The sequence below is a fragment of the Microbacterium sp. SMR1 genome (assembly GCF_003289625.1).
Lineage (GTDB): Bacteria > Actinomycetota > Actinomycetes > Actinomycetales > Microbacteriaceae > Microbacterium > Microbacterium plantarum.
This window is the reverse complement of sequence record NZ_QMBN01000002.1, coordinates 903813-925559: the sequence shown is the minus strand read 5'-3', so window position 1 is coordinate 925559 and position 21747 is coordinate 903813. Positions and strand designations below refer to the sequence as shown.

Below are 21747 nucleotides of genomic sequence, written 5' to 3'. Positions count from 1 at the left end.
GACATCGCCGCGGTGCCCCGCGGAGAAGCGGCGAAACTCAGGCCACGCGGGCTCGCCGGCGCCGTGACGAGAGGTCCGCGACGCCGAGCACGAGGGCGAGCGCGAGGAACAGGCCCACCGAGACCATCCCCAGGGCGTAGGCGTCGTGGTAGACGTCGATCCGCGGCGTCGATCCGCCTTCGAGGCGGTACACCGTCGAGTAGAACAGCGACAGCGCGACGGCGGTTCCGACCGCGGTGCCGATCCGCTGCACGAGCTGACCGACGGAGCCCGCCAGGCCGCCCTGCTTCACGGGGATGTCGGCGAGGGTCAGGGTCTGGTTGGGCGAGATGACGAGGCCACCACCGAAGCCCCCCACGGTCAGTACTCCCGCCATCGCGAACTCGACGATCCCGGGCGGCACGAAGTACGCGACGAGAGCGAGTGCGACGACGGCCGAGAGCATGATGATCAGACCGCCCACGACGAGCGGGCGTCCGACGCGCGTCACGATCCTGCCTCCGACGTACGAGGCACCAGCACTCGCGACGGCGAATCCGATCGAGACCATCCCCGCGAACACCGGCTCGAGGCCGACGCCCAGCTGCAGGAAGAGCGTCGTCAGCAGGAACATGGCCGGCAGAGCCATGAAGTAGACGGCCTGGATGAGGGTGCCGTTGCGATACGACGAGATGGCGAAGAGTTCGAGCGGGATCAGCGGATGCTTGCCGGATGCCGCGTACCGCCGCTCCCACCACACGAACAGGGCGGCGAAGACCCCGAAGGCCACGAGCGACCACCAGCGCTGCGGGTCATCGCCCTGCGCGCCCGTGGTGAGCAGGAACGGCACCAGGAAGGCGATCACAACGAGCGCGAACAGCAGCAGACCGATCGGGTCGAGTTGCAGCCGGGCCGGCCGCGATTCCCGGGTTCTGGGCAGCAGCCAGATCACACCGGCGAGGACCGCGAGGGTCAGCGGGACGTTCATCCAGAAGATGTAGCGCCAGCCGTCGTCGGCGCCGCCCAGCGCGATCATGAGGCCCCCGAGCGTCGGGCCGAACGCCGTCGAGATGCCGATCGTGGCTCCGAACAGTCCGAAGGCCTTGCCTCGCTCAGCCCCCTGAAACATCTCCTGGGCGAGTCCGATCACCTGCGGCATCTGGATGCCGGCGGCGACGCCCTGAACCAGCCGTGCCGCCAGGAGCACGTCCGTGTTCGGCGCGAGCGCGCACACGACGCTCGTCACGGTGAACAGCGAGAGCCCGATCACGAACAGTGCGCGTCGCGAGCGCTGGTCGCCGATGCGTCCGGCGGGTACGAGCGTCAGCCCGAACGTGAGGACGTAGCCCGACACGATGAGCTGGAGCTCGGTGGAACCCGCACCGAAGGCCTGCTCGATCGAGGGCAGCGCGACGTTGACCTTCGTCAGGTCGAGGATCGTCAGCGCCGCGACGGCGACGCAGACCCAGAAGGCCCGCCACCGCTGGTGCACCGACAGCGGGATGCTCGCCGTGTCACTCATCGTGGGTCAGGGTATGCCCGCACGAGCGCGGCAGGCCCGCCCTTGCACTCTCGGGCCGAGCGTCGTACAGGGCACCGCCTCGACACGACGAATGCCCCGGGGTCCCACCCGGGGCATTCGTACCGTCATCCGTCAGTCGGCGGCGAGGTCGTCGACGATTCGCGCGATCTCGTCGTCGCCGACACTCAGGCCGACCTCCGAGACGCGCTGACGCACGTACTTCTCGACCGTCGCACGGTTTTCGCCCGGGAGATCCGCCCGCAGCTGCGCGACGAGCCCGTCGAGGCGCTCCTGCTCGGTCGTGTCGTGCATCGACAGCGCGGGGCCGTCCTGCACGCCCGGAGGCGAGACCGGGGTGTCCTCCTTCGGAGGCGTCACGTCGCCGCCGGTGCCCGCAGTGGTCGACCGCGTGCCGCCGCGGCCGGTCTCGGGCGCGTCCTGCGTCGCGGAGTCAGAGACGCTCGAATCGATCTCGTCAGCCTGACCGCTCATCGCTGCTCCTCCTCGTCTGCCTGCTCGTCGGTGACGAGGTCGGGGTCCAGGCCCTGCTGGATCTCGGCGCTCTCGACGAAACCGTCGGGGCTGTCGCCATCGGGCATCGGGACGTCGGCGGGGCTGTCCGCGTCGCGCACGGCGTCGTCCTCGGCCTCGCTCGCGGCGAGCGACGTGGCACCGGCGCCGTCAGGATCGACGACGCCCTCGGGTAGATCGCGGTTCATGACTGTCTCCTTCGATCGATCGCCCCAGTCTGGCCCCGGCGTCCTCTCGCGAGCACCGTCTTGACAGCCGCGCGGCCGGAGACGTATCTGCGGCTTCGCGGGTCAGCGCCGCGGCTGCAGAATCCCCGCGCGATCGGGGTGCGCCTCGAACCAGTCGGCGACGTACCAGCAGACCGGGCTGATCGTCCGGTCACCGAGCGCCTCGATGTCGGCGACGGCGCGCTCGACGACCTCCGCCGCATAGCCGTGCCCGCGGAAAGTCGGAATCGTGTACGCGCGGGTGAGCGCGACCGTGCGCCCGTCGTCGCGGTAGTCGAGCACGCTGACGAGGTCGTCTCCCCGGTGCAGCGTGTAGCGGGAGGCATCCCTCTCATGCGTGAAGGTCAGATCGCTCATGCGCCCACGCTACGCCCGGCCGGCGGCAGCGAGGCCAGCCAGGCGTCGATCTCCGAGCGATCGCGCAGCCGCACGATGCGCTCCCCCGCGGCGATGCGCCCGAGCATGCGCTCGCGCGTGACGGGATGGTTGGTCCACGCGAACCGGATGATGTTCCGCTCCGGATGCCATCGGAAGAGATTCGCCGCACGCTCGCGGTTGCCGTGCCAGAGCTCCTCGCGCCGCACCACTCGGCGCAGCGTGCGCCCGACGACCTGACGCATCACCCGTCGGCGCGGCAGGTCGAGCCACACGACCGTGTCGGCGCCGTCCGGCGAACCCGGGTCGAGCATGTCGCCCAGGCGCGACGTCCAGTTGCCGTCCGCGACCCACCCGTCCGGATGCTGCCGCACGAACTCCCGGACCCGGGCTCGGGCCTCGTCGAGGTCGCGCATCCGCCAGTTCGCGTCCCAGAAGACGGCATCGAGCTCGAGCCGAGGCAGCCCGGTCCGCGCCGAAACGCGGTCCGCGAGCACGCTCTTCCCCGAGCCGGAGGTGCCGACGATCCGGATCCGCGTAGCCACGATCGTGCACCGTAGCGAGGATTGAGCAATCTGTCACATTCCGTCATCGAAGGACGCGCGGCGCTGGTGTGTTTGACACATCCGGACACGGATCGTCATAATCAACCCCATGACTGACATCGCACGCACTCTGTCCGCCCGGGAGGCGAACGGAACTGCCGACATCATGATGATGTCGCAGCGTGCTGTCATGTGTTGCCGAATGTGCCGCTGACAGGTGAACCCCGCCTGATCCTCCGCCGCTTCTGAACGCGGCCGCGGATCCCCGAGTTCCGATGGCCCGGCCCACAACGCCGACATCCGGATGCTCGCTCACCGGCCCCCGCTGGGCCTCACGCAACGCACACCCGAACCCGCCGCAGGCTGACAGCCCGGGTTCACGTTCCGAGGACGAACCTCCCATGTCGAACACCGCTCTTCTCGCCCCCGCCGCCCCCGCTCGCCACCTTCGCGCCGTCGAGACGCCTCCCCCGGCGCCCGCCGCAGCGACCTCGACCGCACCCCGTGGCTTCGCTCTGTATGTCGGCATCGACGAGGCCAAGGCCGCTGCCGACGGCGTCTCGCTCTCGACCCTCGTCGAGGCGCTGCGCCGCACGCTGAGTGAGCTCGCACCCCACGCCGAGACCTACGCGACGGTCGCCCTGGCACCGGTCGGCGCCGGCGGACGCGACGTCGACGTCGTCCGCCTCGCCCTCCACGAGCCCAGCGCGGTCGCCCGCACGAAGCAGGACGTTCCGGCGGAGGACCACGTCCCCGGCGGCGTGACCGTCGACATCTCGCGCAAGCGCGTCTTCATCGACGGCGAGTCGGCGGCCTTCACCTTCAAGGAGTTCGAGCTGCTGCAGTACCTGGTGCTCCGCGAGGGGCGCACCATCGAGCGCTCCGAGCTCGTCGAGTCGCTGTGGAGCAACGGTTCCGACGACGAGGCGCCGGGCGAGCGCACGATCGACGTCCACGTCCGCCGGCTGCGTGCGAAGCTCGGCCGCTATGAGGACATCGTGCGCACGGTGCGCGGCGTCGGCTACCGGTTCGACCGCCACGCCGACGTGGTCATCCGCTACGGCCACGGCACGCCGTCGCCCGACCGCTTCTGATTCGCGCCGCGTCACCCCGACGCCGATCGACGTCGCTCACGGCGGGATGTCGGAGGTTCCGACGTAGGGTGTCGGCATGAGCGCGGTGACGACGGGACGGATGCCGGGTCGCCGCCCGGCGATCCACGAGCGCGATGCCACGCCGCCGTCATCCCGCCCGATCGAGACCGAGTACCGACCGGCTGCGCCGATCGACATCGCCCGCGCGGTACGTCACCAGCAGCACGGCGCCCACGATCCCACGATGACGGTCTCAGGCGACGTGATCTGGCGCGTCAGCCGCACGCCGCGCGGCGTCGCGACGCTCGCCCTGCGGGTGGGCCGCTCGCTCGTGAGAGCAGCCGCCTGGGGCCCCGGCGCCCAGTGGGCGGTAGAGCAGCTGCCGCGGCTGTGCGGCGCACACGACGATCCCGAAGGGTTCGACGGGACGCGGCATCCGCTCATCGCCGACATCCACCATCGGCATCCCGACATCCGCCTGGGCGCGACCGACCTCGTCTTCGACGACCTCGCGAGCGCGATCTTCGAGCAGAAGGTGACGGGCCTGCAGGCCTTCGGCGCTTGGCGCGCGATCGTCACCTGGTACGGCGAGCGCGCGCCAGGACCGACGCCGCGTCCGATGTTCGCGCCGCCCGCGGACTGGCACCTGATTCCGAGCTGGGCGTGGCATCGCGCCGGCCTCGAGCCGCCGCAGTCGCGCACCGTCGTGCGCGCGGCACAGCGACGGGCGTCGATCGAGCGCGCGGTCGCCGGCGCCCGCGGCGGCGACGAGCACGAACGCATCCTGACCTCACTGCCGGGGATCGGGCCGTGGACCTCCGCGGAGACCCGCATCCGCGCCTTCGGCGATCCCGATGCTGTGAGCGTGGGCGACTATCACCTGTGCCACACCGTGGGCTACGCCCTGACGGGACACCGCGTCGACGACGACGGGATGCTCGAACTGCTCGAGCCGTGGCGGGGCCACCGGCAGCGCGTCATCCGGCTCATCTACGCGGGCGGCGTCTTCGAACCGCGCCGCGGTCCGCGGCTGCATCCCGAAGACCACCGCGACCGCTGACCCGCGCGGCACCGTAGGCTCGGGGCATGGCGAATCGGGGATGGCAGCGCGGACACACCTACTGGGCGCTCGGCGCCGCCCTCGTCTTCCTGCTCGGCATCGTGTTCGGCCTCGTGATGAACAACGTGTGGCTCGGCCTCGTGCTCGCCGCGGCGATCTCGGTGGGATGGCTCATCGCCTACGAGTCGCGCCGGGGACGCAACGAGGGCGTCTACGACCGCGACGACGACGGCGCGCAGCTCTGACCGCCGCGCAAGCCGCTTCACCCGACACTTTCCGCCCCCTTCACGCGCCGGATGCGGCCACAACTGCCAGGTGAAGCCCTCTCGGTGCGCTGCGATCAGCGGAAGTACACCGCGAGCGGGTACTCGCCGTCGTCGCGGACCGCGATCGGCGTCTGGAACACGCGCTCCAGCACGTCGGGGCGCATGATCTCGCGCGGTGTCCCCGTGCACGCCACCGTTCCCCCGGTGAGGGCCACGATGCGGTCGGCGTAGGCGGCGGCGAAGTTGATGTCGTGGATGACGACGACGACGGTCTTGCCCAGCTCATCCGCCGCACGCCGCAGCTGCCGCATCATCCCCACGGCGTGACGCATGTCGAGGTTGTTGAGCGGCTCGTCGAGCAGGATGCAGTCGGTGTCCTGCGCGAGCACCATCGCGACGTAGGCGCGCTGGCGCTGCCCGCCGGAGAGCTGATCGAGGTAGCGGTGCGAGAGGTCCTCCAGATCCAGGAAGCGCAGCGCCTCGTCGACGTGGCGCCGGTCGTCGGGAGTGAGGCGTCCCCCGGAGTGGGGGAACCGCCCGAAGCCGACGAGGTCGCGCACCGTGAGCCGCGTGACGAAGTGGTTCTCCTGCCGCAGGATCGACACCACGCGCGCCAGCTCGCGGCTCGGGGTGCGCGCGACATCGAGACCGCCCACCGTGACCGTGCCCGTGGTGGGCTCGGTCAGGCGCCCGACGATCGTCAGCAGCGTGGACTTGCCGGCGCCGTTGGGCCCGACGAGGGCGGTCACCCCGCCGGCCGGGATCTGGAGGTCGATGGGACCCAGCACGCGCAGGCCCCCGTAGGACTTCGAGACGTCGGTGAGGGTGATCACAGCGCGCCCTTTCGCAGCAGGTAGACGATGAAGAAAAGGCCGCCGACGAACTCGATGATGACCGTGAGCATGCCCGCGGCGTAGAACACGTGCCGCAGCACGAAGTAGCCGCCGAGCAGCGTCGCCGCCCCCAGCAGCGCCGCGAAGGGCAGGATCACGGCGTGGCGGGACGATCCGGCGAGCTGGTAGGCGAGGGTCGCGACGATGAACCCGAAGAAGGTCATCGGGCCGACGAGCGTCGTGGAGACCGAGATGAGCACGGCCACCAGGATCAGCAGGACGGTGACCTCGCGCTTGTACGCGAGGCCGAGGTTCGTGGCGACGTCGCGCCCGAGGGTCAGCAGGTCGAGACGTCGGCGGCGGCGCCACACCACGACGAGGACGATCGCGACGATCACCGCGGCCCACGGCAGGTACTCGGGGTTCGAGTTGCTCAGGTTGCCGAACAGGCGCGCCGAGAGCAGGTCGAAGTCGCTCGGCGTCAGCAGCCGCTGCATCACCGTCGAGAGCGAGCCGAAACCGACCCCGAGCACGATTCCGATCAGCAGCATGATGTGCAGGTTTCCCCGCTTGCCGGCGAAGAGCCACCCGTAGAGGAGGGTCGCGAACGCCACCATCAGCAGGCTCTGGAGGGCCACCTTGGCGAGCCCGTCGGTGGCCGCGAGCGCAGCTCCCCCGAAGAAGAACACCAGGCCGGTCTGCATCACGACGTACAGCGCGTCGAACCCCATGATCGAGGGCGTGAGGATGCGGTTGCCCGTCGCGGTGTGGAACAGCACCGTCGCGACCGCCTGACAGCAGGCGACGATCGCGACCGTCGCCACCGTCGTGACCCGGAGCTCCACGGCGAGCCAATAGCCGCGCTGCGCCGGATCGAGAGGGATGTTCCACGTCAGCAGCAGAACGGCCGCCGCGGCGACCATGATGGCGAGAACGAGGAACCGCAGCCACACCCGCGACCGGACAGTGCCGCGCAGCGTCTCAGCCATCGTGCCCTCGCTGCCGCAGGAGCAGCACGACGAACACGGCAGTGCCGAGGACGCCGAGGATCATCGAGACGGGCACCTCGAACGGCATCCGGATGACGCGGCCGACGATGTCGCAGACGACGATGACAGCCACTCCGCCGAGACACACCCAGGGGAGGTTCGCGCGGAGATTGTCTCCCCGCCACATCGACACGAGGTTGGGCACGACGAGCCCGAGGAAGGGCAGGAACCCCACGACGACGGTCGTGACGCCGGTCGCGACGGCGACGAGGGCGGTGCCGAGGAGGAGCACCCGGTCGTAGTCGACACCGAGCGTCGTTGCGACGTCCTTGCCGAGGCTCGCCGCCGTCAGCCGGTCGGCGAAGAGCGCGACGAGCACGACGACGATGCCGACGACCCACAGGACCTCGTAGCGACCGCGGACGACGGCGGTGAAGCTGCCCATGAACCATGTGCCCAGCATCTGCAGGGCGTTCGCACTGACCGCGAGGTAGGTCGTGAAGGACGAGACGACGGCGCCGAGCATGATGCCGATGAGCGGCACGATCAGCGACGAGCGCAGCTGGATGCGACGCAGGATCGCGAGGAAGACCATCGTGCCGACGAACGCCGCGAGGCTCGCGAAGAGCATGCGTACGACCAGCGGAGCGTCGGGCGCGAGGAGCACCGTCGCGAGGAGGCCGAGCGCTGCCCACTCGGTGGTCCCGGTGGTGGTCGGCTCGACGAAGCGGTTCTGCGTCAGCAGCTGCATGACGAGGCCGGAGACGGCCATCGCGCAGCCCGCGAGGACCAGCGCGAGCGTGCGCGGAATCCGGGTGATCCACAGCATCTCCGAGCCGACGCCGTCCGAGGCGAGGTCGTAGACGCCGACGAAGAGGGACAGCACGACGAGACCGGCCACGACGGTGATCGCGGCCGGGAGGGCGAGACGCCCGCGGATGCGGGCGGGGGCGGTGAGCGCAGTCATGACGGATCGCGGTGCCCCGGCCGGCAGTACCGGACGGGGCACCGCGCAGGACGATCAGGCCGCCGCGGCGAAGGCCGTCGCGATGTCGGCGTAGAGCTTGGTGTACGCCTGGATGCCCTCGTCGAGGTAGAAGCTCGGCGCGAGGTAGACGATTTGCCCCTTCTGCACCGCGGGGACGTTCTGCAGCGCTTCGGACCCCTCGATGAGCTCCTTCGCCGAGACATAGCCGTCCTCGTTGAACATGGCGTCCCGGTCCAGCACGATCAGCCACTCGGGGTTCGCCGCCGCGATCGCCTCGACGCTGATGTCGTCGCCGTGCGAGGCGTTCTCCGCTCCGCGATCGATGCCGGGGACGAGTCCGAGCGTGGGGAAGACGGCACCGACGCCGCGCCCCTCCCCCGGGGCCGCGAACGAGATCTTGCCGCCCGAGGTGAGCAGGCCGACGACCGTATCGGTGCCGTTGTAGGCCGCCTTCGCGTCCGCGACGGCGCCGTCGAGGTCGTCGGCGAGCTTCTTCGCGTCATCCTCCCGATCGAAGACCTGGCCGAGGATCTCGACCTGGCGCTTCAGCTCGGCGACCTGCTCCTCGCCCTCGCGAGCGCTGGTCTCGATCGTCGCGGGCTGGATCGCCGTCAGGTCGTCGTAGATGTCGCGGAAGCGGTACCCGCCGACGATGAGGTCGGGCTGGGCCGAGATGATCGCCTCGAGGTCGGGCTCGCGGTGCAGCCCGACGTCGAGCACGTCGTCGCCCCCGGACAGGTTGGGCCACAGGTCGTACATCAGCGGCTTGGGTGCCGCCACGAGGCCGATGTCCCAGTCGCTCAGCGTCTGGAACGTCGTGTTGTCGAGCGCGACGACGCGTTCGGGGGCGACGGGCACCTCGATCTCGCCGTGGTTGTCGGTCACGGTGACGGTCGTGGGCGCGGTCGCGTCACCGCTGGGCGCGGCATCCGGGCTCGCCGACGACGCGCACCCGGCGAGGCCGAGCGCTGCGACGAGCGCGATCGAGACGAGTGCGGGACGGCGGATGGCATGGCTCACGTGACGTAACTCCTGGTGCGGTGCGTATCGGATGCTGGTCGACGGGGCGACCGGATGCCGGGATCGAGACCCCGACGGCAGTGTAGGTTAGCCTAACCTTCATGTCCGCATCGACCGCAACCCCCTCGTTCCGGATCGCTCGCCGAGCGCTCGACCTGCGTTTTCGCTTCGTCCGCCTGGCAGCCCGACAATGGCTGACTCCGGCCTATGTCCGGGTGCGGCTCGAGGGCGCCGATCTGCGGGGCTTCGATTCCCCGGGCTGCGACGACCACGTCCGCGTCTTCTTCCCCGAGGTGGCCCCCGAGAGCATCGACGAGATGCGTGCGGCGCCGAGCCGCGAGTACACCCCTCTCGCCTGGGACGCCGACGAGGGCTGGCTCGACCTCGAGTTCGCCCTGCACGGCGACGGCGTGGCTGCGGACTGGGCGGCGACGGCGGAGATCGGGTCGACGATCGGCATCGGCGGACCACGCGGATCTGCCGTGCTCACGGGACGCCCCGACGGCTGGTTCCTGGCCGGAGACGAGACCGCGGTCCCCGCGATCCGGCGGTTCGCCCATCACATGGATGCCGCTGCCGTCGGGCGCGTGCTCATCGAGGTGCCCGACGCCGATCACGAGCTGCCCATCTCCGCGCCGCCGGGGGTCGTCGTCGAGCAGGTGCACCGCGGATCGGCATCCGCCGGCGCTGCGCTCGCCGCTCGTCTCGCCGCGCTCGGCGACGACGACCGACCGGACGGCGCCGTCTTCGCTTTCGTGGCGGCCGAGCAGTCGATCGTGCGCTCCGCTCGAGCGCTCCTGCTCGACCGCTGGCGCCTCGACCCCGAGCAGATCACGGTGAAGGGCTACTGGAAGCGGGGCGAGCCCGAATATCACGCACCCCACTGACGCGCACGGTTCAGTTCACCTGACGCTTCCCGCCCCCTCTCCGCGCGGGATGGGGCCAGAACTGACAGGCGAAGACTGCGCCGCCCCGCGACGCTCCGCTAGCATCGCGGGATGGAGGCCGTCTCGACAGCACCGCTGCCGAACGCTTCGCTGCCCCAGGCGATGCGCCGTTTCGTGGTGCACGCCTTCCGCCTGCGCGGGCGCGCCAGCCGCAGCGAGTACTGGTGGTGGATGGCCGTCGGCTTCACGGCCGCCGTCGTCTTCCTCCTCGTGATCCCGCGGATGCTGTCGGGGCGCTGGCCGCAGCTCGACCTCGGGCTGCACCCCTTCGGCTGGTGGGGATGGCGCGGGATCGAGCTCTTCGGGCCGATCGCTCCGACCGATCCCCTCTCGACCCTGGTGGCGGTCTACCTGTGGACCTCGACCGTGTGGGTGGTGGCCACCTTCATCCCGGGTTTCACCGTCGCGGTGCGGCGGCTGCACGATTCGAACCTGTCGGGATGGTGGGTGCTGCTGAACCTGATGCCCATCGGCGGGTTCGTGCTTCTCCTGCTCGCCCTGCGACGGTCGCGCCCCGAGGGCGCGCGTTTCGACGGGGATGCCGCGCTGCTCGAGCGCGCCGCGGGCTGGGCCCCGACAGGGGTGGCGTGATGTCCCTCCTCTCCACGCTCCCGATGCTGCTCTCGGTCATCGGCGCCCTCTCGCTCGGCGACTCGAGCGGGCTCGCAGCGGCGACCGCGGTGGCGCTGCTCACGATCGCGATCGCGGTCGCCTCGATCGCGGGCGCCGTCACGGCGACGGGGGCGGCGGGTTCGCGGCGCCCCCACCCGCGGCGATCCATCTCGCCGTCGACTCTGCTGGCGCAGAGCGACCCGGACGCTCCCGGGAGACGACGCCCCCGCGCCCCGGGGCTCGCGGCTCCAGCCGCGTAGCCACGTCCGGAACGGCTCCACACCCGCGCGCACCCGCACCGAAGGCCCCGTGCATCGCGCCGTCCGGCGTCCCCTCGCGGCTGATCTCCCGTGCTCAGCTTCGTCGATCGGACTCTCCATGGACCTGTATTCCTTCCCGCCCATCGCCGCCGCGCTCGACGCCGTGGCCTCGATCCTCACCGCACTGACCGCGGCGCTCGGACCCGCGCTCGGCGACCTCGCCGCCGCGGCATCCGTCATCCTCATCACCGTCGTCGTGCGCACAGCACTGATCCCCGCGGGCGTCGCCCAGGCGCGAGCGGATCGCGCTCGTGCACGCCTGGCGCCGCGGCTGCGCGAGCTCCAGCAGCGATACCGGACCGACCGCGAGAAGCTGCAACGCGAGACGCTCAAGCTCTATCGCGACGAGAACGTCTCGCCGACGGCGGGCTGTCTGCCGCTGCTGGTGCAGGCTCCCGTCGTGGGGCTGCTGTACGGCGTGTTCATCCATTCGACGATCGCGGGCCACACCAACGGGCTGCTCGCCGAGACGCTCGCCGGGGTCCCCCTCGGGTCGAGCCTGGCGGGCACCGTCGCGTCGGGCACACTGCCGCTCGCCGCCGCCCTCGTGTTCGGCGCCGTCATCGCCTCGATCGCGCTCGTCGGCGAGCTGACGCGGCGAGCCTTCCGGGTGACGGATGCTCCGGCCGCCCTGTCGGGGGTGCTCGGGGTCGCGCAGTTCGCGACCGCCGTCGTCGCGGTGTTCGTTCCGCTCGCGGCGGGCCTGTACCTGGTCGTGACGGTCGCCTGGACGCTGGCGCAGCGGCTCATCCTCCGCCGCATCCTCCCGCCCGTCGCCGCGTGAACCCGTTCATCTGACAGGAGTGGCCCCCTCCCACGCGGGGAAGGGGCTACTTCTGTCAGGCGAGCGCTGCAAGGCGCGACTGAGTCGCGACTCAGGCGCGCGCGGGCAGGTTCTCCTCGAGGAACGCGAAGACCGTCTCGTACCAGACCCGCGCGTTCTGCGGCGAGAGGATCCAGTGGTTCTCGTCGGGGTAGTACAGGAACCGGTGCGGGCTCGTGCCGTCCTCGGCGGCGTGGTGCTCGTTGAGGTCGGCCCACAGCCGCAGACCCTCACCGATCGGCACCCGGTAGTCACGGTCACCGTGGATCACGAGCATCGGCGTCCGGATGTCGGCGACGAAGCGATGCGGCGAGTTGGCGACCGCACCCTCGCGGCTGAAGATGCTCTGCCAGTACGGCGCGAAGTCGGTCGTGCCGGCGAACTGGTCGAACGCCCACAGGCTCGCGTGGGTCACGATCGCGTCGAAGCGGTCGGTGTGACCCGCCACCCAGTTCGCCATGTAGCCGCCGAACGATCCGCCCATCGCGGCCGTCCGGGTCTCGTCGATGTCATCGCGCGCGACGACCGCATCCGTGATCGACATGAGGTCGGTGAAGGGCGCCGCGCCCCACGCGTCCCACCCGCGCGCGATGAAATCGAGCCCGTAACCGGTCGACAGCGCCGGGTCGGGCAGCAGCACGGCATAGCCTCGGGCCGCGGCCAGCAGCGGGCTCCACCGCCAGCTCCACGCGTTCCAGCTGTTGAGCGGTCCGCCGTGGATCCACAGCAGAAGCGGCGCCGGGGTCGCGGCATCCGCCCCCTCGGGCAGCACGAGCCAGCCGCGCACGCGGGCTCCGTCATCGGCGGTCGTCTCGACCTCGACCATCGAGGCGGTCGTAGCCGGCGACGGCGCCGGGTTCGCCAGCGGCGTGACAGAGCCGTCGGCGGCGACACGGACCGGATGCGGCGGCGTCATCCAATTGGAGCGGAGCGCGATGACGTCCGTGGTGCCCGAGACCGGCTCGACGTGCGTGTACGCGAAGTCGTCGTGCGTCGTCTGCGCGACAGCGCCGCCGTCGAGCGGCACGGTGAAGACCGGTCCGCGACCGTCGTGGTCGGCGGTCACCACGAGCGCCGCGTCGTCATCGGAGAATCGGATGCTGCTCGGCCAGCGGTCCCAGTCCGAGGCCAGGCGCTGCGCGTCGGCACCGTCGAGGGCGCTCGCCCACAGCTCCTGATCGGCGGGCCCCGCGGGGGTGGACTTCGCCGTGCGGACGTAGGCGACACGGGCGCCGTCGCGGCTGATCGCGGGCATCTCGACGTCGACGTCGACCTCGTCGCGGATGACGCGCAGCTCGCCCGTCGCGGTGTCGACCGCGACGAGACGGTACCGGGCGTCACGCCCCTGCGGCTCGGGCACCGAGGCGACGAGGGTCGCACCGTCGGGCGTGAGCGCCATACCCGCCGTCGAGGCCGCACGACCACGGAGCAGGATGCGCGGGCGCGGCAGCCCCGCGGGGTAGGGCTCGTCGGCAGCCTCCCCCGCTTCGGCGCCAGCGCCGACGACCTCGTCGACGGCCTGGTCGGCGGTCGCGATGACGGCGGGCGCGTCGCCCAGCTCGCTCAGATCGAGGGCGAGCAGCGCGGGCTCGTGGGGGCCGAGATCGTGGTCCCAGTACCGCACGGGGTAGGTGTCGTGGATGATCGCGGAAACCTTGAGCTTCTTCCGCTCCGCCCGCAGCTTCGCGTCAGCCTCGATCGTGGCGGCCTCGGGGAGCAGCGACGACGCGATCACGATGCGGTCGGAGTCGGCAGCCGTGACGACCGCGGAGACGCCGCCGGCCAGCCGCGTCACCGGGCGCGCCTCGCCGCCGGCGGCCGGAAGCAGCCAGAGCTGAGCGGGTGCGCCGTCCGCGGCGTCGTTGTCGGGGCGGGCCGACACGAACAGCAGATCGCCGGACCCCGTGAACACGGCGCCGGACTCGCCGGTCGTCGAGCGGGTCAGGCGTCGCGGCGCACCGGCGCCATCGGCGGGCACCGACCACAGCGAGCGCTCGTAGCCGGTGCGATCCTTCGTGAGGGTCGCGACCGTCAGCACGACGTGCGAGCCGTCGGGCGCGGTCGCCGCCGCGTCGATGCGGGGAAGGGCGTAGTAGTCGTCGAGAGAGTCGAACGGCGTCGTCATGCCTCCACGCTATCCGGCGCGGGCTACATCTCCTCGTGGGTGTCGGGGTCGCCGTCCCAGAGCCGGCCGCGTTCGAGGGCGCTGATCGCCGCGATCTCATCGCCCGACAGCAGGAAGTCGAAGACGTCGGCGTTCTCGCGCTGGCGGACCGGGTCGGCAGACTTCGGGATCGGGGTCGACGACAGCTGCGTGTGCCAGCGCAGCACGACCTGCGTTCCGGTGACGCCGTGGGATGCCGCGATGTCGGCGATGACCTGCTCGTTCAGCAGCTCGCTGCGCCGAGCCAGGGGGCTCCAGCTCTCGGTGCGGATGCCGTTCGCAGCGTGGAACGCGCGCAGGCCGGCCTGCGGGAAGTAGGGGTGCATCTCGACCTGATTGACCGCCGGGGCGACTCCGGTCTCCTCGATGAGGCGGGCGAGCATCGGCTCGGTGAAGTTCGACACCCCGACCGACCCGACCTGCCCCTCGTCGCGGAGCGCCAGCATCGCGCGGTAGGTCTCGAGCCACTTGCCCTGGCTCGGGTTCGGCCAGTGGATGAGGTACAGGTCGATCTTCTCGACGCCGAGCCGGCCGAGCGAGCCTTCGGCGCTGCGGATCGTCTCGTCGAAGCCGTGGTCGCGCCCCGGCACCTTGGTCGTGATGATCAGCTGGTCGCGGATGCCGCTGCGACGCACGGCCTCCCCGACCTCCGACTCGTTCTCGTAGTTCACCGCCGTGTCGAGCAGCCGGTAGCCGGAGTCGATCGCGGCGGCGATGGCGTCGATGCCCTCGGGGCCGCGCAGGTTGTAGGTGCCGAGCCCGAGCTCGGGGAAGTCGGAGCCGTCGTTGAGCGAGACCGTGGGAATCGTGACCATGCCGCACACGCTACGCCGTCGCCGTGGTCTTCGGTGCGGGCTTGCGCAGAGCGATCCCGTCGCTCAGCGGGCGAGGAACTCCTCGATGACCGTCAGCACTCCCGCCTCGGTGTGCGAGGGGGCGCTGTAGCGGGCCACGGCCGCGATCTCGGGGTGCGCCTCGGCCATCGCGTACGAGTAGCGGGCCTGCTGGAGCAGTTCGAGATCATTGAGGTAGTCACCGAACGCCATCGTGTGCTCGGGGCCGACCCCGAGCGTCTCCTGCAGACGGGACAGCGCCCGCCCCTTGTTGACCCCGGGGTTCATGATGTCGACCCAGTGCTGCCCCGACACCACGACCTGGTGCGTCTCGCGGAGGTCGAACAGCTCGGGTGCGACCGAGTCCTCGGCGAGCGCGAAGTCGTAGACGGCGAGCTTGAGGATCTCGTCGTCGACCGAGGTCAGGTCGTCCACGACAGCGAGCTCGGCGTAGTACTTGTCGGCCTCGGCGAAGAAGGCTGCGTCCGCGCGCTCGATGTAGGCCGACCGCTTGCAGCAGACGACGAGGCCGACATCGAGGTGGTCGAGACCGCGGATACGGCGGACGACGGATGCCGCGAACGCGGGGTCGACGGCATCCGAGCTGACCTCGGCGCCGTCTCGGACGACGTACGCACCGTTCTCGGCGATGTAGTCGAGCTCGACCGGCGCATCCGCGAACTGCCGGCGAAGCGTCGCGAGCTGGCGTCCGCTTGCGGGAGCGAACACGATGCCCCGATCGCGCAGCCGCGGCAACAGCCGCCACAGTCCCTCGGGGATGCGGCCGTCCGCGTCGAGGAGCGTGCCGTCCATGTCGACGGCGATCAGGCGGATGTCGGGAGAGGTCACTCCCCCATCCTCTCCGACACGACCGGCGGCTGCGGCCGCGCGCCCCCGGGGGATAACCCGAAAGGGAGTCTCCGGGCGGCTCGCCTGCGCGGCACCCGGCCGCGGTCCTAGCGTGGAGCCATGACCACCGCCGTCGCCAGCACCGCCCCTCCATCCCGTGCTCTGACCTGGTTGCGCCCGCTCGGAGCGCTCGCCCAGCTCGCCGCCCTCGGCTTCGCGGGCACCGCCGTGTTCACCGTGCTCCTCACCCTCATGGCGACGGGGATCGGCCTGACTCCGGCACTCGGACTCGGCCTGCCGATCCTGGTGGGTTTCGTCTACGCGCTCTGGCTCACCGGCTGGCTCGAATACGCCCGCGTCGACGGCCTGTACGGGTGGGGCCTGCCCTCGCTTTCGCCGCGCAGCAGCGGCCGGCCCGGGTTCGGCGGCTGGCTCCGCACGGTCTGGCTGCAGTTCACCGACAGCCGGATGTGGCGCGGGGTCGCCCACGCAGCGATCTCGACGGTGCTGGGGCTCATCGCGCTCAGCCTGTCCGGACTGCTCGCGTCGGGCTTCGCCCTGATCTTCGCCCCGCTCTACGCGGAGCAGACCGTCACCGTCGCCTCGACCTGGATCAGCGTTCCCCGCGAGGGCGCCGTCGTGGCCGGGGTGCTCCTGGTCCTCGTGCCGGCAGCCCTCCTCGTGGGGATCACCCTTCTGCACGGCATCCTCGCCAAGGCGATCCTCGTCCCCTCGCGCGAAGCGCAGCTGGTCGAGGCCGCCCGCACCGCGGGGGTGCAGCGCGAGGGCGCGGTCCGCGCCGGTGAGCTCGAGCGCACCCGCATCGAGCGCGACCTGCACGACGGCGTGCAGCCGCGGCTCGTCTCGGTGGGCATGACGCTGGGACTCGCCCAGCAGAAGATCGACGACGATCCGGACGCCGCGAAGGAACTGCTTGCCGAGGCCCACACCTCGACGAAGGCCGCGATCACCGAACTGCGTCAGCTCGCCCGCGGCATCCACGCCTCGGTGCTCGACGATCGCGGACTCGACGCGGCACTGTCCGCCCTCGCCGCCCGCTCGCACGTGCCCGTCAGCCTCGACGTACGGGTCGACCAGCGGTGCAGTCGCACCGCGGAGGCGGCGGTGTACTTCGCGATCGCGGAGTCGCTCACCAACGCTGCCAAGCACTCGCGGGCCGGGGAATGCCGCGTGGTGGTCCGTCACCGCGACGATCACACCCTCTGGGCGCGGGTCGAGGACAACGGCGTCGGTGGAGCCCGGGTCATCCCCGGAGGCGGGCTCGACGGCATCATCAACCGCATCACCGCCGCGGGCGGCACGACACGCCTCGACAGCCCGGCCGGCGGACCGACCGCTCTGGAGGTGAGCGTCCCGTGCGCATCCTGATCTGCGAGGACTCGACGCTGCTGCGAGAGGGGATCGTCCGGCTGCTGGCCGACTCGGGCCACGAGGTCGTCGCGGCCCTCCCCGATGCCGACGGCATCTCCGCCGCCGTGGCCGAGACCCAGCCCGACCTCTGCATCCTCGACGTCCGGCTGCCACCGACGTTCACCGACGAGGGCATCCGCGCGGCCCTCGCCCTGCGTGCCGAGAACCCCCGGCTGCCCATCCTCGTACTGAGCCAGTACGTCGAGGAACGCTACGCGAGCGAGCTCATCACCTCGCAGGGGGCGGCCCTGGGCTACCTCTTGAAAGACCGCGTGGCCGACGTCGGCGAGTTCCTCGCGACGATCGAGCGCATCGGCGCGGGAGCCACGGTTCTCGACCCCGAGGTGGTCGCGCAGCTGCTCATGCGCCGATCGCGCGACGAGCGGATGTCGCGGCTCACCGAACGCGAGCGGACGGTGCTCGCCCTCATCGCCGAAGGGCGCAGCAATCAGGCGATCGCCGCCGCGATGTTCCTCAGCGAGGCGAGCGTCGAGAAGTACATCACCTCACTCTTCCAGAAGCTCGACCTCGAGCAGGACGAACACGGCAACCGCCGCGTGCTCGCCGCTCTCGTCCATCTCGAACACGGCGGCTCACAGCCGCAGAACGGAGCAGTGCGATGAGCACGACCCTGACCCCGCCTCCTGTCACGCCGCCGGGAGCCCCCGACGGGCCACCCACGACGGGGCCGACGTCGACGCCGTCGTCCGCAGCTCGCGTGATCGCCGGGCTCACGATCGCCGCGGGCGCGGGCCTCCTCCTGTTCACCGCCGGAACCAGTGTCGTGTCGACGGTCGTCAGCGGCGGCACCGCGACCTCGACGATCTCAGCGCCGACCACGGGTGTGAGCATCCTCGAGATGGATGCCGCGGCTGCCGACGTCGAGGTCTCCTTCGGCGATGTCGACGAGGCGACCCTCACCGTGACGGGCACGGGAGGCGCCGAGGCGTGGGAGCTCGCCCGCGACGGTGACCGCCTCGTGGTCGACTCGGACCGTGACTGGTGGAGCGGATGGCGCCTGTGGGGCGGAACGTCGCGGGCGACGCTCGTCCTTCCCGACGACCTCGCGGGACTCGACGCCCAGCTGACCGTGGGGGCGGGGGCCCTGCGCGCGGACGGGGAGTTCGGCGCTCTCGCGCTGCGCGCCGATGCCGGGTCGATCGATACGGCCGGCTCCGCGACGAGCCTCGACACCCGAGTGTCCGCCGGACGCGTCTCGGTCGAGCTCGACGGGGTCCGTCAGGCGACCGTCGACGTCAGCGCCGGCCGGATGTCGGGCTCCCTCGCGGGCACCGCTCCGACGTCGGTGACGATCGCCGCCGAGGCGGGCGGGGTCGACCTCGCGCTCCCCCGTGGTGATTACGCCGTCAGCTCGACCCAGGAGGCAGGCTCGTTCGTCAACGGCCTGACCGAAGACCCCTCGTCGCGCAACCGCGTCGAGGTCCGGGTCTCGGCGGGGTCGGTCGTCCTTCGGGAGGGTCGCTGAGGGTCCTGCCGCGATCCTGAACGATCACTATGCAGCGCTGATGAGAACGGCCCAGCCGTTGCATCCCGTTACCTGGTCGTTATAACTTCGAAGCACGCAGTTCCCCCCAACTGCGCGGTGTGATCTCTGGTGCAAGGGATGACAGGGCCGGTCGACGATTCTGAGTCGACCGGCCCTTCTCACGTCCGGCTGGCAGTCGCCGCGGTCGTAGGCTGGCCCGGTGCGTGCGTTCACCGGTCATGTTCCCGGGTCGCCCGCTTACCGCCGGCTCATCGCCGGGTTGTTCTTCGCCGGCGTCGCGACCTTCGCGCAGTTGTACTCGCCCCAGGCGGTCCTCCCCTTCATCGGCTCGGAGTTCGGGGTCGAACCGGCCACCGCCGCACTGGCGGTCTCGGTCTCTACGCTCGGCCTCGCCGTCGGCGTCATCCCCTGGTCGGTCGTGGCCGACCGCATCGGTCGCGTACCCGCGATGGCGACCGGGGTCATCGCCGCGACCGTGCTCGGCCTGCTGGCCCCGCTCGCCCCGACGCTGCCGCTGCTGCTCTCCGCCCGGCTGCTCGAGGGCGTGGCACTCGGGGCCGTGCCCGCCATCGCCCTCGCCTATCTGTCAGAAGAGGTCGACGCCGCCCACACCGCGACGGCAGCCGGCAGCTACATCGCCGGCACCACGATCGGCGGACTGCTCGGAAGGCTCGTCGCGGGCCCGTTCGGCGATGTCGGTCTGTGGCGCGGCGGCGTGTTCGCCGTCGCGGCGGTGTGCGCGGCGTCGGCGGCGCTCTTCCTGTGGCTCACCCCGCCGGCCCGCGGCTTCGCGCCGCAGCGGAGGACCGGAACCTCCGGCCCCTCGCTCGTTGCCCGGCTCGTGACGAACCTCCGCGACCGCCGTCAGCTGGCCCTCTACGCGCAGGGGTTCCTGCTCATGGGCGGCTTCGTCGCCGTGTACAACTACCTCGGGTTCCACCTGGTGGCACCGCCGTACTCGCTGCCGCTGTGGATCGTGAGCTTCCTCTTCCTCGCCTACCTCGCCGGAACCGTCGCCTCGCCGTGGGCCGGATCGCTCGCGGGGCGGTTCGGACGTCTGCCGGTGCTGCTGGCGGCGCTCGCGGTCATGGCGATCGGCATCGTCGTGACGGCGGTGCCCCACGTGATCGCGGTGCTCGTGGGGCTCCTGATCCTCACCGCCGGCTTCTTCGGCGCCCACGCGATCGCCTCGGGCTGGGCTCCCGCGGCGGCGAGGCCGGAGACGCGCGCTCAGGCCGCCTCGCTGTACTACCTCGGGTACTACGGCGGCTCGAGCCTGTTCGGCTGGCTGCTGGGCTACGCCTTCCACGATCTCGGGTGGGCCGGCGTCGCCGGATGGACCGTCGCGATGGTCGTGGTCGCCGCCGCGCTCGCGATGTTCGGCCTCAGGGCGCCGCGTCAGCCGGCCTGACCGGGGTCGGGTCCGGCACCGCAGCGGCGGCAGCCTCGGGCTCCGGCGGCGCCGCGTCGGTGTAGGCCCGGCTCAGTCGCCGGTACTGCGATGAGAGGAACGCGAGCAGCACCACCACGAGCATGAGCGCGCTCGCGGCGACGAAAGCCAAGGCGATGCCCCGCGCCTCACCACCGCCGAGCAGCCAGCCGAAGCTGCGCTCACCGGCGTCCGTGCGCATGAAGGGAATCAGACCGAACTGCGCGAGCGGTCCGACGAGGTACGCCGAGATCGGCGAAGCAGCCGACTCGACCGACGCCGCGAAGCCGAAGACGCGGCCCTGGGTCTGGAACGGCACGACGCGCTGGATGACGGTCTGCTCGGCGGCCTCGGCTGCGGGCATGAGCATCATGAACACGAAGATTCCCAGGGCGTAGAGCCACCACCACTCGCGGATCGCGAAGGTCATCCCCAGCACCGCGACGCCGACGTTGACCAGCAGCAGGGTGCGCACGGGGTTGCGGCCGAGACCGCGGGCGGCGACCAGCGCGCCGCCGACGATGAAACCCGTGCCGGTGACCGCGAGCACGATTCCCCAGGCCTCGACGGTGAAAAGCGTCAGCCCGTATGGATCCATGAGCGCCATGAACACCCCGCCGACGAGGTTGTTGAGGGTCGTGAACAGGATCAGGCCCAGCAGCCCCGGGACGGATCGGATCGCCGGAACGACGCCGCGGAACGTGAAGGCCGGTGCCGCGGCCTCGTGCGATGCGGCGATGCCGCGCTCGGGGATCCACACGAATGTCAGATGCGCGAGGGCCAACGCGGTCGCGGAGACCGCGATCACGACGGTCCACCCCATCCCGAGGAGGCCGATCGAGAGACCGGAGAAGACGCTCGTGACGATGAACGCCACACCCTGCACCGTTCCGACGAGGCCGTTCGCCCGGTCGCGGCGGTCGCTCGGCACGAGAAGGGTCACGGTGGTGGACAGCGCGATGTTGCGCAGGTTCTCCACGACTCCCCCGACGAGGATCAGGCCCGCGAACACCCAGAACCAGGGGCGCCCCCAATCGACGAGGATCGACTCGGGAAACAGCAGGTAGACCGCGCCGGCACCGAGATAGGTCGCCAGGGTGATGAGGCTCGAGAGCATCATCACGGCCTTCTTCTTCATGTGGTCGACGAGGGCCCCGAAGACCACCCCGAACACGGCGACGAGCAGCATGTACGAGCCGCCGATGATGGATGTCGCCAGGACGTTCTCCGTCGCGAGGTAGGCCCAGAACGTCAGGGCGAACCAGAGGAAGCTCGAGGTCACGTTCGCGAGCAGAGTGTTGCCGAGCACCTGGTGGAACGCGCGCATGCGCGAGGTCTCCAGCGCGCTGAGCGGGGCGGTCATGGGACGAACAGTAGACCCGCTCGCGGACACGGAGAAGAAC

24 protein-coding genes are annotated in these 21747 nt (G+C 70.9%); 11 read left to right on the top strand and 13 right to left on the bottom strand.

The features are described 5' to 3' along the window. Nucleotides 1–37 precede the first annotated feature (37 nt). From DO944_RS08960 to DO944_RS08940, 5 genes are all read right to left on the bottom strand, one after another. Nucleotides 38–1501 (bottom strand): MFS transporter, encoded by a 1464-nt coding sequence (locus DO944_RS08960; protein WP_112616679.1) that lies wholly within the window; start codon nucleotides 1499–1501, stop codon nucleotides 38–40. A gap of 132 nt (nucleotides 1502–1633) precedes the next feature. After that, complete coding sequence (locus DO944_RS15910) at nucleotides 1634–1993, bottom strand: hypothetical protein (RefSeq protein ID WP_258524631.1); 360 nt, start codon at nucleotides 1991–1993, stop codon at nucleotides 1634–1636. Next, on the bottom strand, nucleotides 1990–2220 hold the full coding sequence (locus DO944_RS08950; protein ID WP_064956107.1) for a hypothetical protein: 231 nt from the start codon (nucleotides 2218–2220) through the stop codon (nucleotides 1990–1992). The genes DO944_RS15910 and DO944_RS08950 overlap by 4 nt, the downstream gene beginning before the upstream one ends. A gap of 102 nt (nucleotides 2221–2322) precedes the next feature. Continuing rightward, nucleotides 2323–2616, bottom strand: coding sequence for a GNAT family N-acetyltransferase (locus DO944_RS08945; protein WP_112616677.1), 294 nt, complete (start codon nucleotides 2614–2616; stop codon nucleotides 2323–2325). After that, nucleotides 2613–3179: a toxin gene (locus tag DO944_RS08940; RefSeq protein WP_258524630.1), complete on the bottom strand. Its 567-nt coding sequence runs from the start codon at nucleotides 3177–3179 to the stop codon at nucleotides 2613–2615. The genes DO944_RS08945 and DO944_RS08940 overlap by 4 nt, the downstream gene beginning before the upstream one ends. Nucleotides 3180–3580: 401 nt before the next feature. Between DO944_RS08940 and DO944_RS08930 the strand changes: the two genes are divergently transcribed. The 3 genes from DO944_RS08930 to DO944_RS08920 all read left to right on the top strand — a co-directional run bounded on the left by DO944_RS08930 (nucleotide 3581) and on the right by DO944_RS08920 (nucleotide 5578). Then, a complete protein-coding gene (locus DO944_RS08930) occupies nucleotides 3581–4273 on the top strand; it encodes a winged helix-turn-helix domain-containing protein (protein WP_112616671.1) in 693 nt (230 codons plus the stop codon). A 76-nt stretch (nucleotides 4274–4349) separates the two neighbouring features. Next, nucleotides 4350–5333 (top strand): DNA-3-methyladenine glycosylase family protein, encoded by a 984-nt coding sequence (locus DO944_RS08925; protein WP_396652015.1) that lies wholly within the window; start codon nucleotides 4350–4352, stop codon nucleotides 5331–5333. A gap of 26 nt (nucleotides 5334–5359) precedes the next feature. Then, on the top strand, nucleotides 5360–5578 hold the full coding sequence (locus DO944_RS08920) for a hypothetical protein (protein ID WP_112616669.1): 219 nt from the start codon (nucleotides 5360–5362) through the stop codon (nucleotides 5576–5578). Between the two features lie 95 nt (nucleotides 5579–5673). On the opposite strand, the gene DO944_RS08915 is transcribed toward DO944_RS08920, so the two are convergent. Genes DO944_RS08915 through DO944_RS08900 form a run of 4 tightly spaced genes read right to left on the bottom strand, consistent with a single transcriptional unit; the run spans nucleotide 5674 to nucleotide 9429 of the window. Continuing rightward, entirely contained in the window at nucleotides 5674–6432 is a 759-nt protein-coding gene (locus tag DO944_RS08915) for an ABC transporter ATP-binding protein (RefSeq protein ID WP_112616667.1), read from the bottom strand. Further along, entirely contained in the window at nucleotides 6429–7421 is a 993-nt protein-coding gene (locus tag DO944_RS08910; RefSeq protein ID WP_112616665.1) for an iron chelate uptake ABC transporter family permease subunit, read from the bottom strand. The genes DO944_RS08915 and DO944_RS08910 overlap by 4 nt, the downstream gene beginning before the upstream one ends. Next, nucleotides 7414–8388 carry an ABC transporter permease gene (locus tag DO944_RS08905; protein ID WP_112616663.1) on the bottom strand — a complete coding sequence of 325 codons (975 nt, stop codon included), beginning with the start codon at nucleotides 8386–8388 and terminating at the stop codon, nucleotides 7414–7416. Before DO944_RS08905 ends, DO944_RS08910 begins: the two co-directional genes overlap by 8 nt. Before the next feature lie 54 nt (nucleotides 8389–8442). After that, entirely contained in the window at nucleotides 8443–9429 is a 987-nt protein-coding gene (locus DO944_RS08900) for a siderophore ABC transporter substrate-binding protein (RefSeq protein WP_112616661.1), read from the bottom strand. A 101-nt stretch (nucleotides 9430–9530) separates the two neighbouring features. Between DO944_RS08900 and DO944_RS08895 the strand changes: the two genes are divergently transcribed. From DO944_RS08895 to DO944_RS08880, 4 genes are all read left to right on the top strand, one after another. Next, nucleotides 9531–10316: a siderophore-interacting protein gene (locus tag DO944_RS08895; RefSeq protein WP_112616659.1), complete on the top strand. Its 786-nt coding sequence runs from the start codon at nucleotides 9531–9533 to the stop codon at nucleotides 10314–10316. Between the two features lie 111 nt (nucleotides 10317–10427). Further along, nucleotides 10428–10967: a DUF805 domain-containing protein gene (locus DO944_RS08890; RefSeq protein WP_112616657.1), complete on the top strand. Its 540-nt coding sequence runs from the start codon at nucleotides 10428–10430 to the stop codon at nucleotides 10965–10967. After that, nucleotides 10967–11248 carry a DUF6412 domain-containing protein gene (locus tag DO944_RS08885; protein WP_112616655.1) on the top strand — a complete coding sequence of 94 codons (282 nt, stop codon included), beginning with the start codon at nucleotides 10967–10969 and terminating at the stop codon, nucleotides 11246–11248. Before DO944_RS08890 ends, DO944_RS08885 begins: the two co-directional genes overlap by 1 nt. A gap of 118 nt (nucleotides 11249–11366) precedes the next feature. After that, nucleotides 11367–12092: a membrane protein insertase YidC gene (locus DO944_RS08880; protein ID WP_112616653.1), complete on the top strand. Its 726-nt coding sequence runs from the start codon at nucleotides 11367–11369 to the stop codon at nucleotides 12090–12092. Nucleotides 12093–12183: 91 nt separating this feature from the next. Here DO944_RS08880 and DO944_RS08875 read toward each other — a convergent pair whose 3' ends face one another. The 3 genes from DO944_RS08875 to DO944_RS08865 all read right to left on the bottom strand — a co-directional run bounded on the left by DO944_RS08875 (nucleotide 12184) and on the right by DO944_RS08865 (nucleotide 15977). After that, nucleotides 12184–14256 (bottom strand): alpha/beta fold hydrolase, encoded by a 2073-nt coding sequence (locus DO944_RS08875; RefSeq protein ID WP_112616651.1) that lies wholly within the window; start codon nucleotides 14254–14256, stop codon nucleotides 12184–12186. 23 nt (nucleotides 14257–14279) lie between these two features. Next, complete coding sequence (locus DO944_RS08870) at nucleotides 14280–15110, bottom strand: aldo/keto reductase (RefSeq protein ID WP_112616649.1); 831 nt, start codon at nucleotides 15108–15110, stop codon at nucleotides 14280–14282. A 63-nt stretch (nucleotides 15111–15173) separates the two neighbouring features. Further along, nucleotides 15174–15977: a Cof-type HAD-IIB family hydrolase gene (locus DO944_RS08865; protein WP_112616647.1), complete on the bottom strand. Its 804-nt coding sequence runs from the start codon at nucleotides 15975–15977 to the stop codon at nucleotides 15174–15176. Between the two features lie 120 nt (nucleotides 15978–16097). On the opposite strand from DO944_RS08865, the gene DO944_RS08860 reads away from it, so the two are divergent. The 4 genes from DO944_RS08860 (at nucleotide 16098) to DO944_RS08845 (ending at nucleotide 20326) form a co-directional block, all read left to right on the top strand. Beyond that, complete coding sequence (locus tag DO944_RS08860) at nucleotides 16098–17366, top strand: sensor histidine kinase (RefSeq protein WP_112616645.1); 1269 nt, start codon at nucleotides 16098–16100, stop codon at nucleotides 17364–17366. Beyond that, nucleotides 17354–18031 carry a response regulator transcription factor gene (locus DO944_RS08855; RefSeq protein WP_112616643.1) on the top strand — a complete coding sequence of 226 codons (678 nt, stop codon included), beginning with the start codon at nucleotides 17354–17356 and terminating at the stop codon, nucleotides 18029–18031. Before DO944_RS08860 ends, DO944_RS08855 begins: the two co-directional genes overlap by 13 nt. Next, nucleotides 18028–18894: a hypothetical protein gene (locus DO944_RS08850; protein ID WP_146752025.1), complete on the top strand. Its 867-nt coding sequence runs from the start codon at nucleotides 18028–18030 to the stop codon at nucleotides 18892–18894. The genes DO944_RS08855 and DO944_RS08850 overlap by 4 nt, the downstream gene beginning before the upstream one ends. Nucleotides 18895–19114: 220 nt before the next feature. Beyond that, nucleotides 19115–20326 carry an MFS transporter gene (locus DO944_RS08845; RefSeq protein ID WP_112616639.1) on the top strand — a complete coding sequence of 404 codons (1212 nt, stop codon included), beginning with the start codon at nucleotides 19115–19117 and terminating at the stop codon, nucleotides 20324–20326. Here DO944_RS08845 and DO944_RS08840 read toward each other — a convergent pair. Beyond that, nucleotides 20301–21707, bottom strand: coding sequence for an MFS transporter (locus DO944_RS08840; RefSeq protein ID WP_309300104.1), 1407 nt, complete (start codon nucleotides 21705–21707; stop codon nucleotides 20301–20303). The two genes, DO944_RS08845 and DO944_RS08840, sit on opposite strands and share 26 nt — an antisense overlap. Nucleotides 21708–21747: the final 40 nt, after the last annotated feature.

Excerpts from the sequence above, each read along its gene's own strand:
- DO944_RS08920 (WP_112616669.1), top strand. The coding sequence starts at position 5,360 with ATGGCGAATCGGGGATGGCAGCGCGGACACACCTACTGGGCGCTCGGC.
- DO944_RS08890 (WP_112616657.1), top strand. The coding sequence starts at position 10,428 with ATGGAGGCCGTCTCGACAGCACCGCTGCCGAACGCTTCGCTGCCCCAG.
- DO944_RS08880 (WP_112616653.1), top strand. The coding sequence starts at position 11,367 with ATGGACCTGTATTCCTTCCCGCCCATCGCCGCCGCGCTCGACGCCGTG.
- DO944_RS08885 (WP_112616655.1), top strand. The coding sequence starts at position 10,967 with ATGTCCCTCCTCTCCACGCTCCCGATGCTGCTCTCGGTCATCGGCGCC.
- DO944_RS08860 (WP_112616645.1), top strand. The coding sequence starts at position 16,098 with ATGACCACCGCCGTCGCCAGCACCGCCCCTCCATCCCGTGCTCTGACC.
- DO944_RS08910 (WP_112616665.1), bottom strand. The coding sequence starts at position 7,421 with ATGGCTGAGACGCTGCGCGGCACTGTCCGGTCGCGGGTGTGGCTGCGG.
- DO944_RS15910 (WP_258524631.1), bottom strand. The coding sequence starts at position 1,993 with ATGAGCGGTCAGGCTGACGAGATCGATTCGAGCGTCTCTGACTCCGCG.
- DO944_RS08870 (WP_112616649.1), bottom strand. The coding sequence starts at position 15,110 with ATGGTCACGATTCCCACGGTCTCGCTCAACGACGGCTCCGACTTCCCC.
- DO944_RS08895 (WP_112616659.1), top strand. The coding sequence starts at position 9,531 with ATGTCCGCATCGACCGCAACCCCCTCGTTCCGGATCGCTCGCCGAGCG.
- DO944_RS08905 (WP_112616663.1), bottom strand. The coding sequence starts at position 8,388 with ATGACTGCGCTCACCGCCCCCGCCCGCATCCGCGGGCGTCTCGCCCTC.
- DO944_RS08930 (WP_112616671.1), top strand. The coding sequence starts at position 3,581 with ATGTCGAACACCGCTCTTCTCGCCCCCGCCGCCCCCGCTCGCCACCTT.
- DO944_RS08840 (WP_309300104.1), bottom strand. The coding sequence starts at position 21,707 with ATGACCGCCCCGCTCAGCGCGCTGGAGACCTCGCGCATGCGCGCGTTC.
- DO944_RS08945 (WP_112616677.1), bottom strand. The coding sequence starts at position 2,616 with ATGAGCGATCTGACCTTCACGCATGAGAGGGATGCCTCCCGCTACACG.
- DO944_RS08850 (WP_146752025.1), top strand. The coding sequence starts at position 18,028 with ATGAGCACGACCCTGACCCCGCCTCCTGTCACGCCGCCGGGAGCCCCC.
- DO944_RS08875 (WP_112616651.1), bottom strand. The coding sequence starts at position 14,256 with ATGACGACGCCGTTCGACTCTCTCGACGACTACTACGCCCTTCCCCGC.
- DO944_RS08925 (WP_396652015.1), top strand. The coding sequence starts at position 4,350 with ATGAGCGCGGTGACGACGGGACGGATGCCGGGTCGCCGCCCGGCGATC.
- DO944_RS08950 (WP_064956107.1), bottom strand. The coding sequence starts at position 2,220 with ATGAACCGCGATCTACCCGAGGGCGTCGTCGATCCTGACGGCGCCGGT.
- DO944_RS08960 (WP_112616679.1), bottom strand. The coding sequence starts at position 1,501 with ATGAGTGACACGGCGAGCATCCCGCTGTCGGTGCACCAGCGGTGGCGG.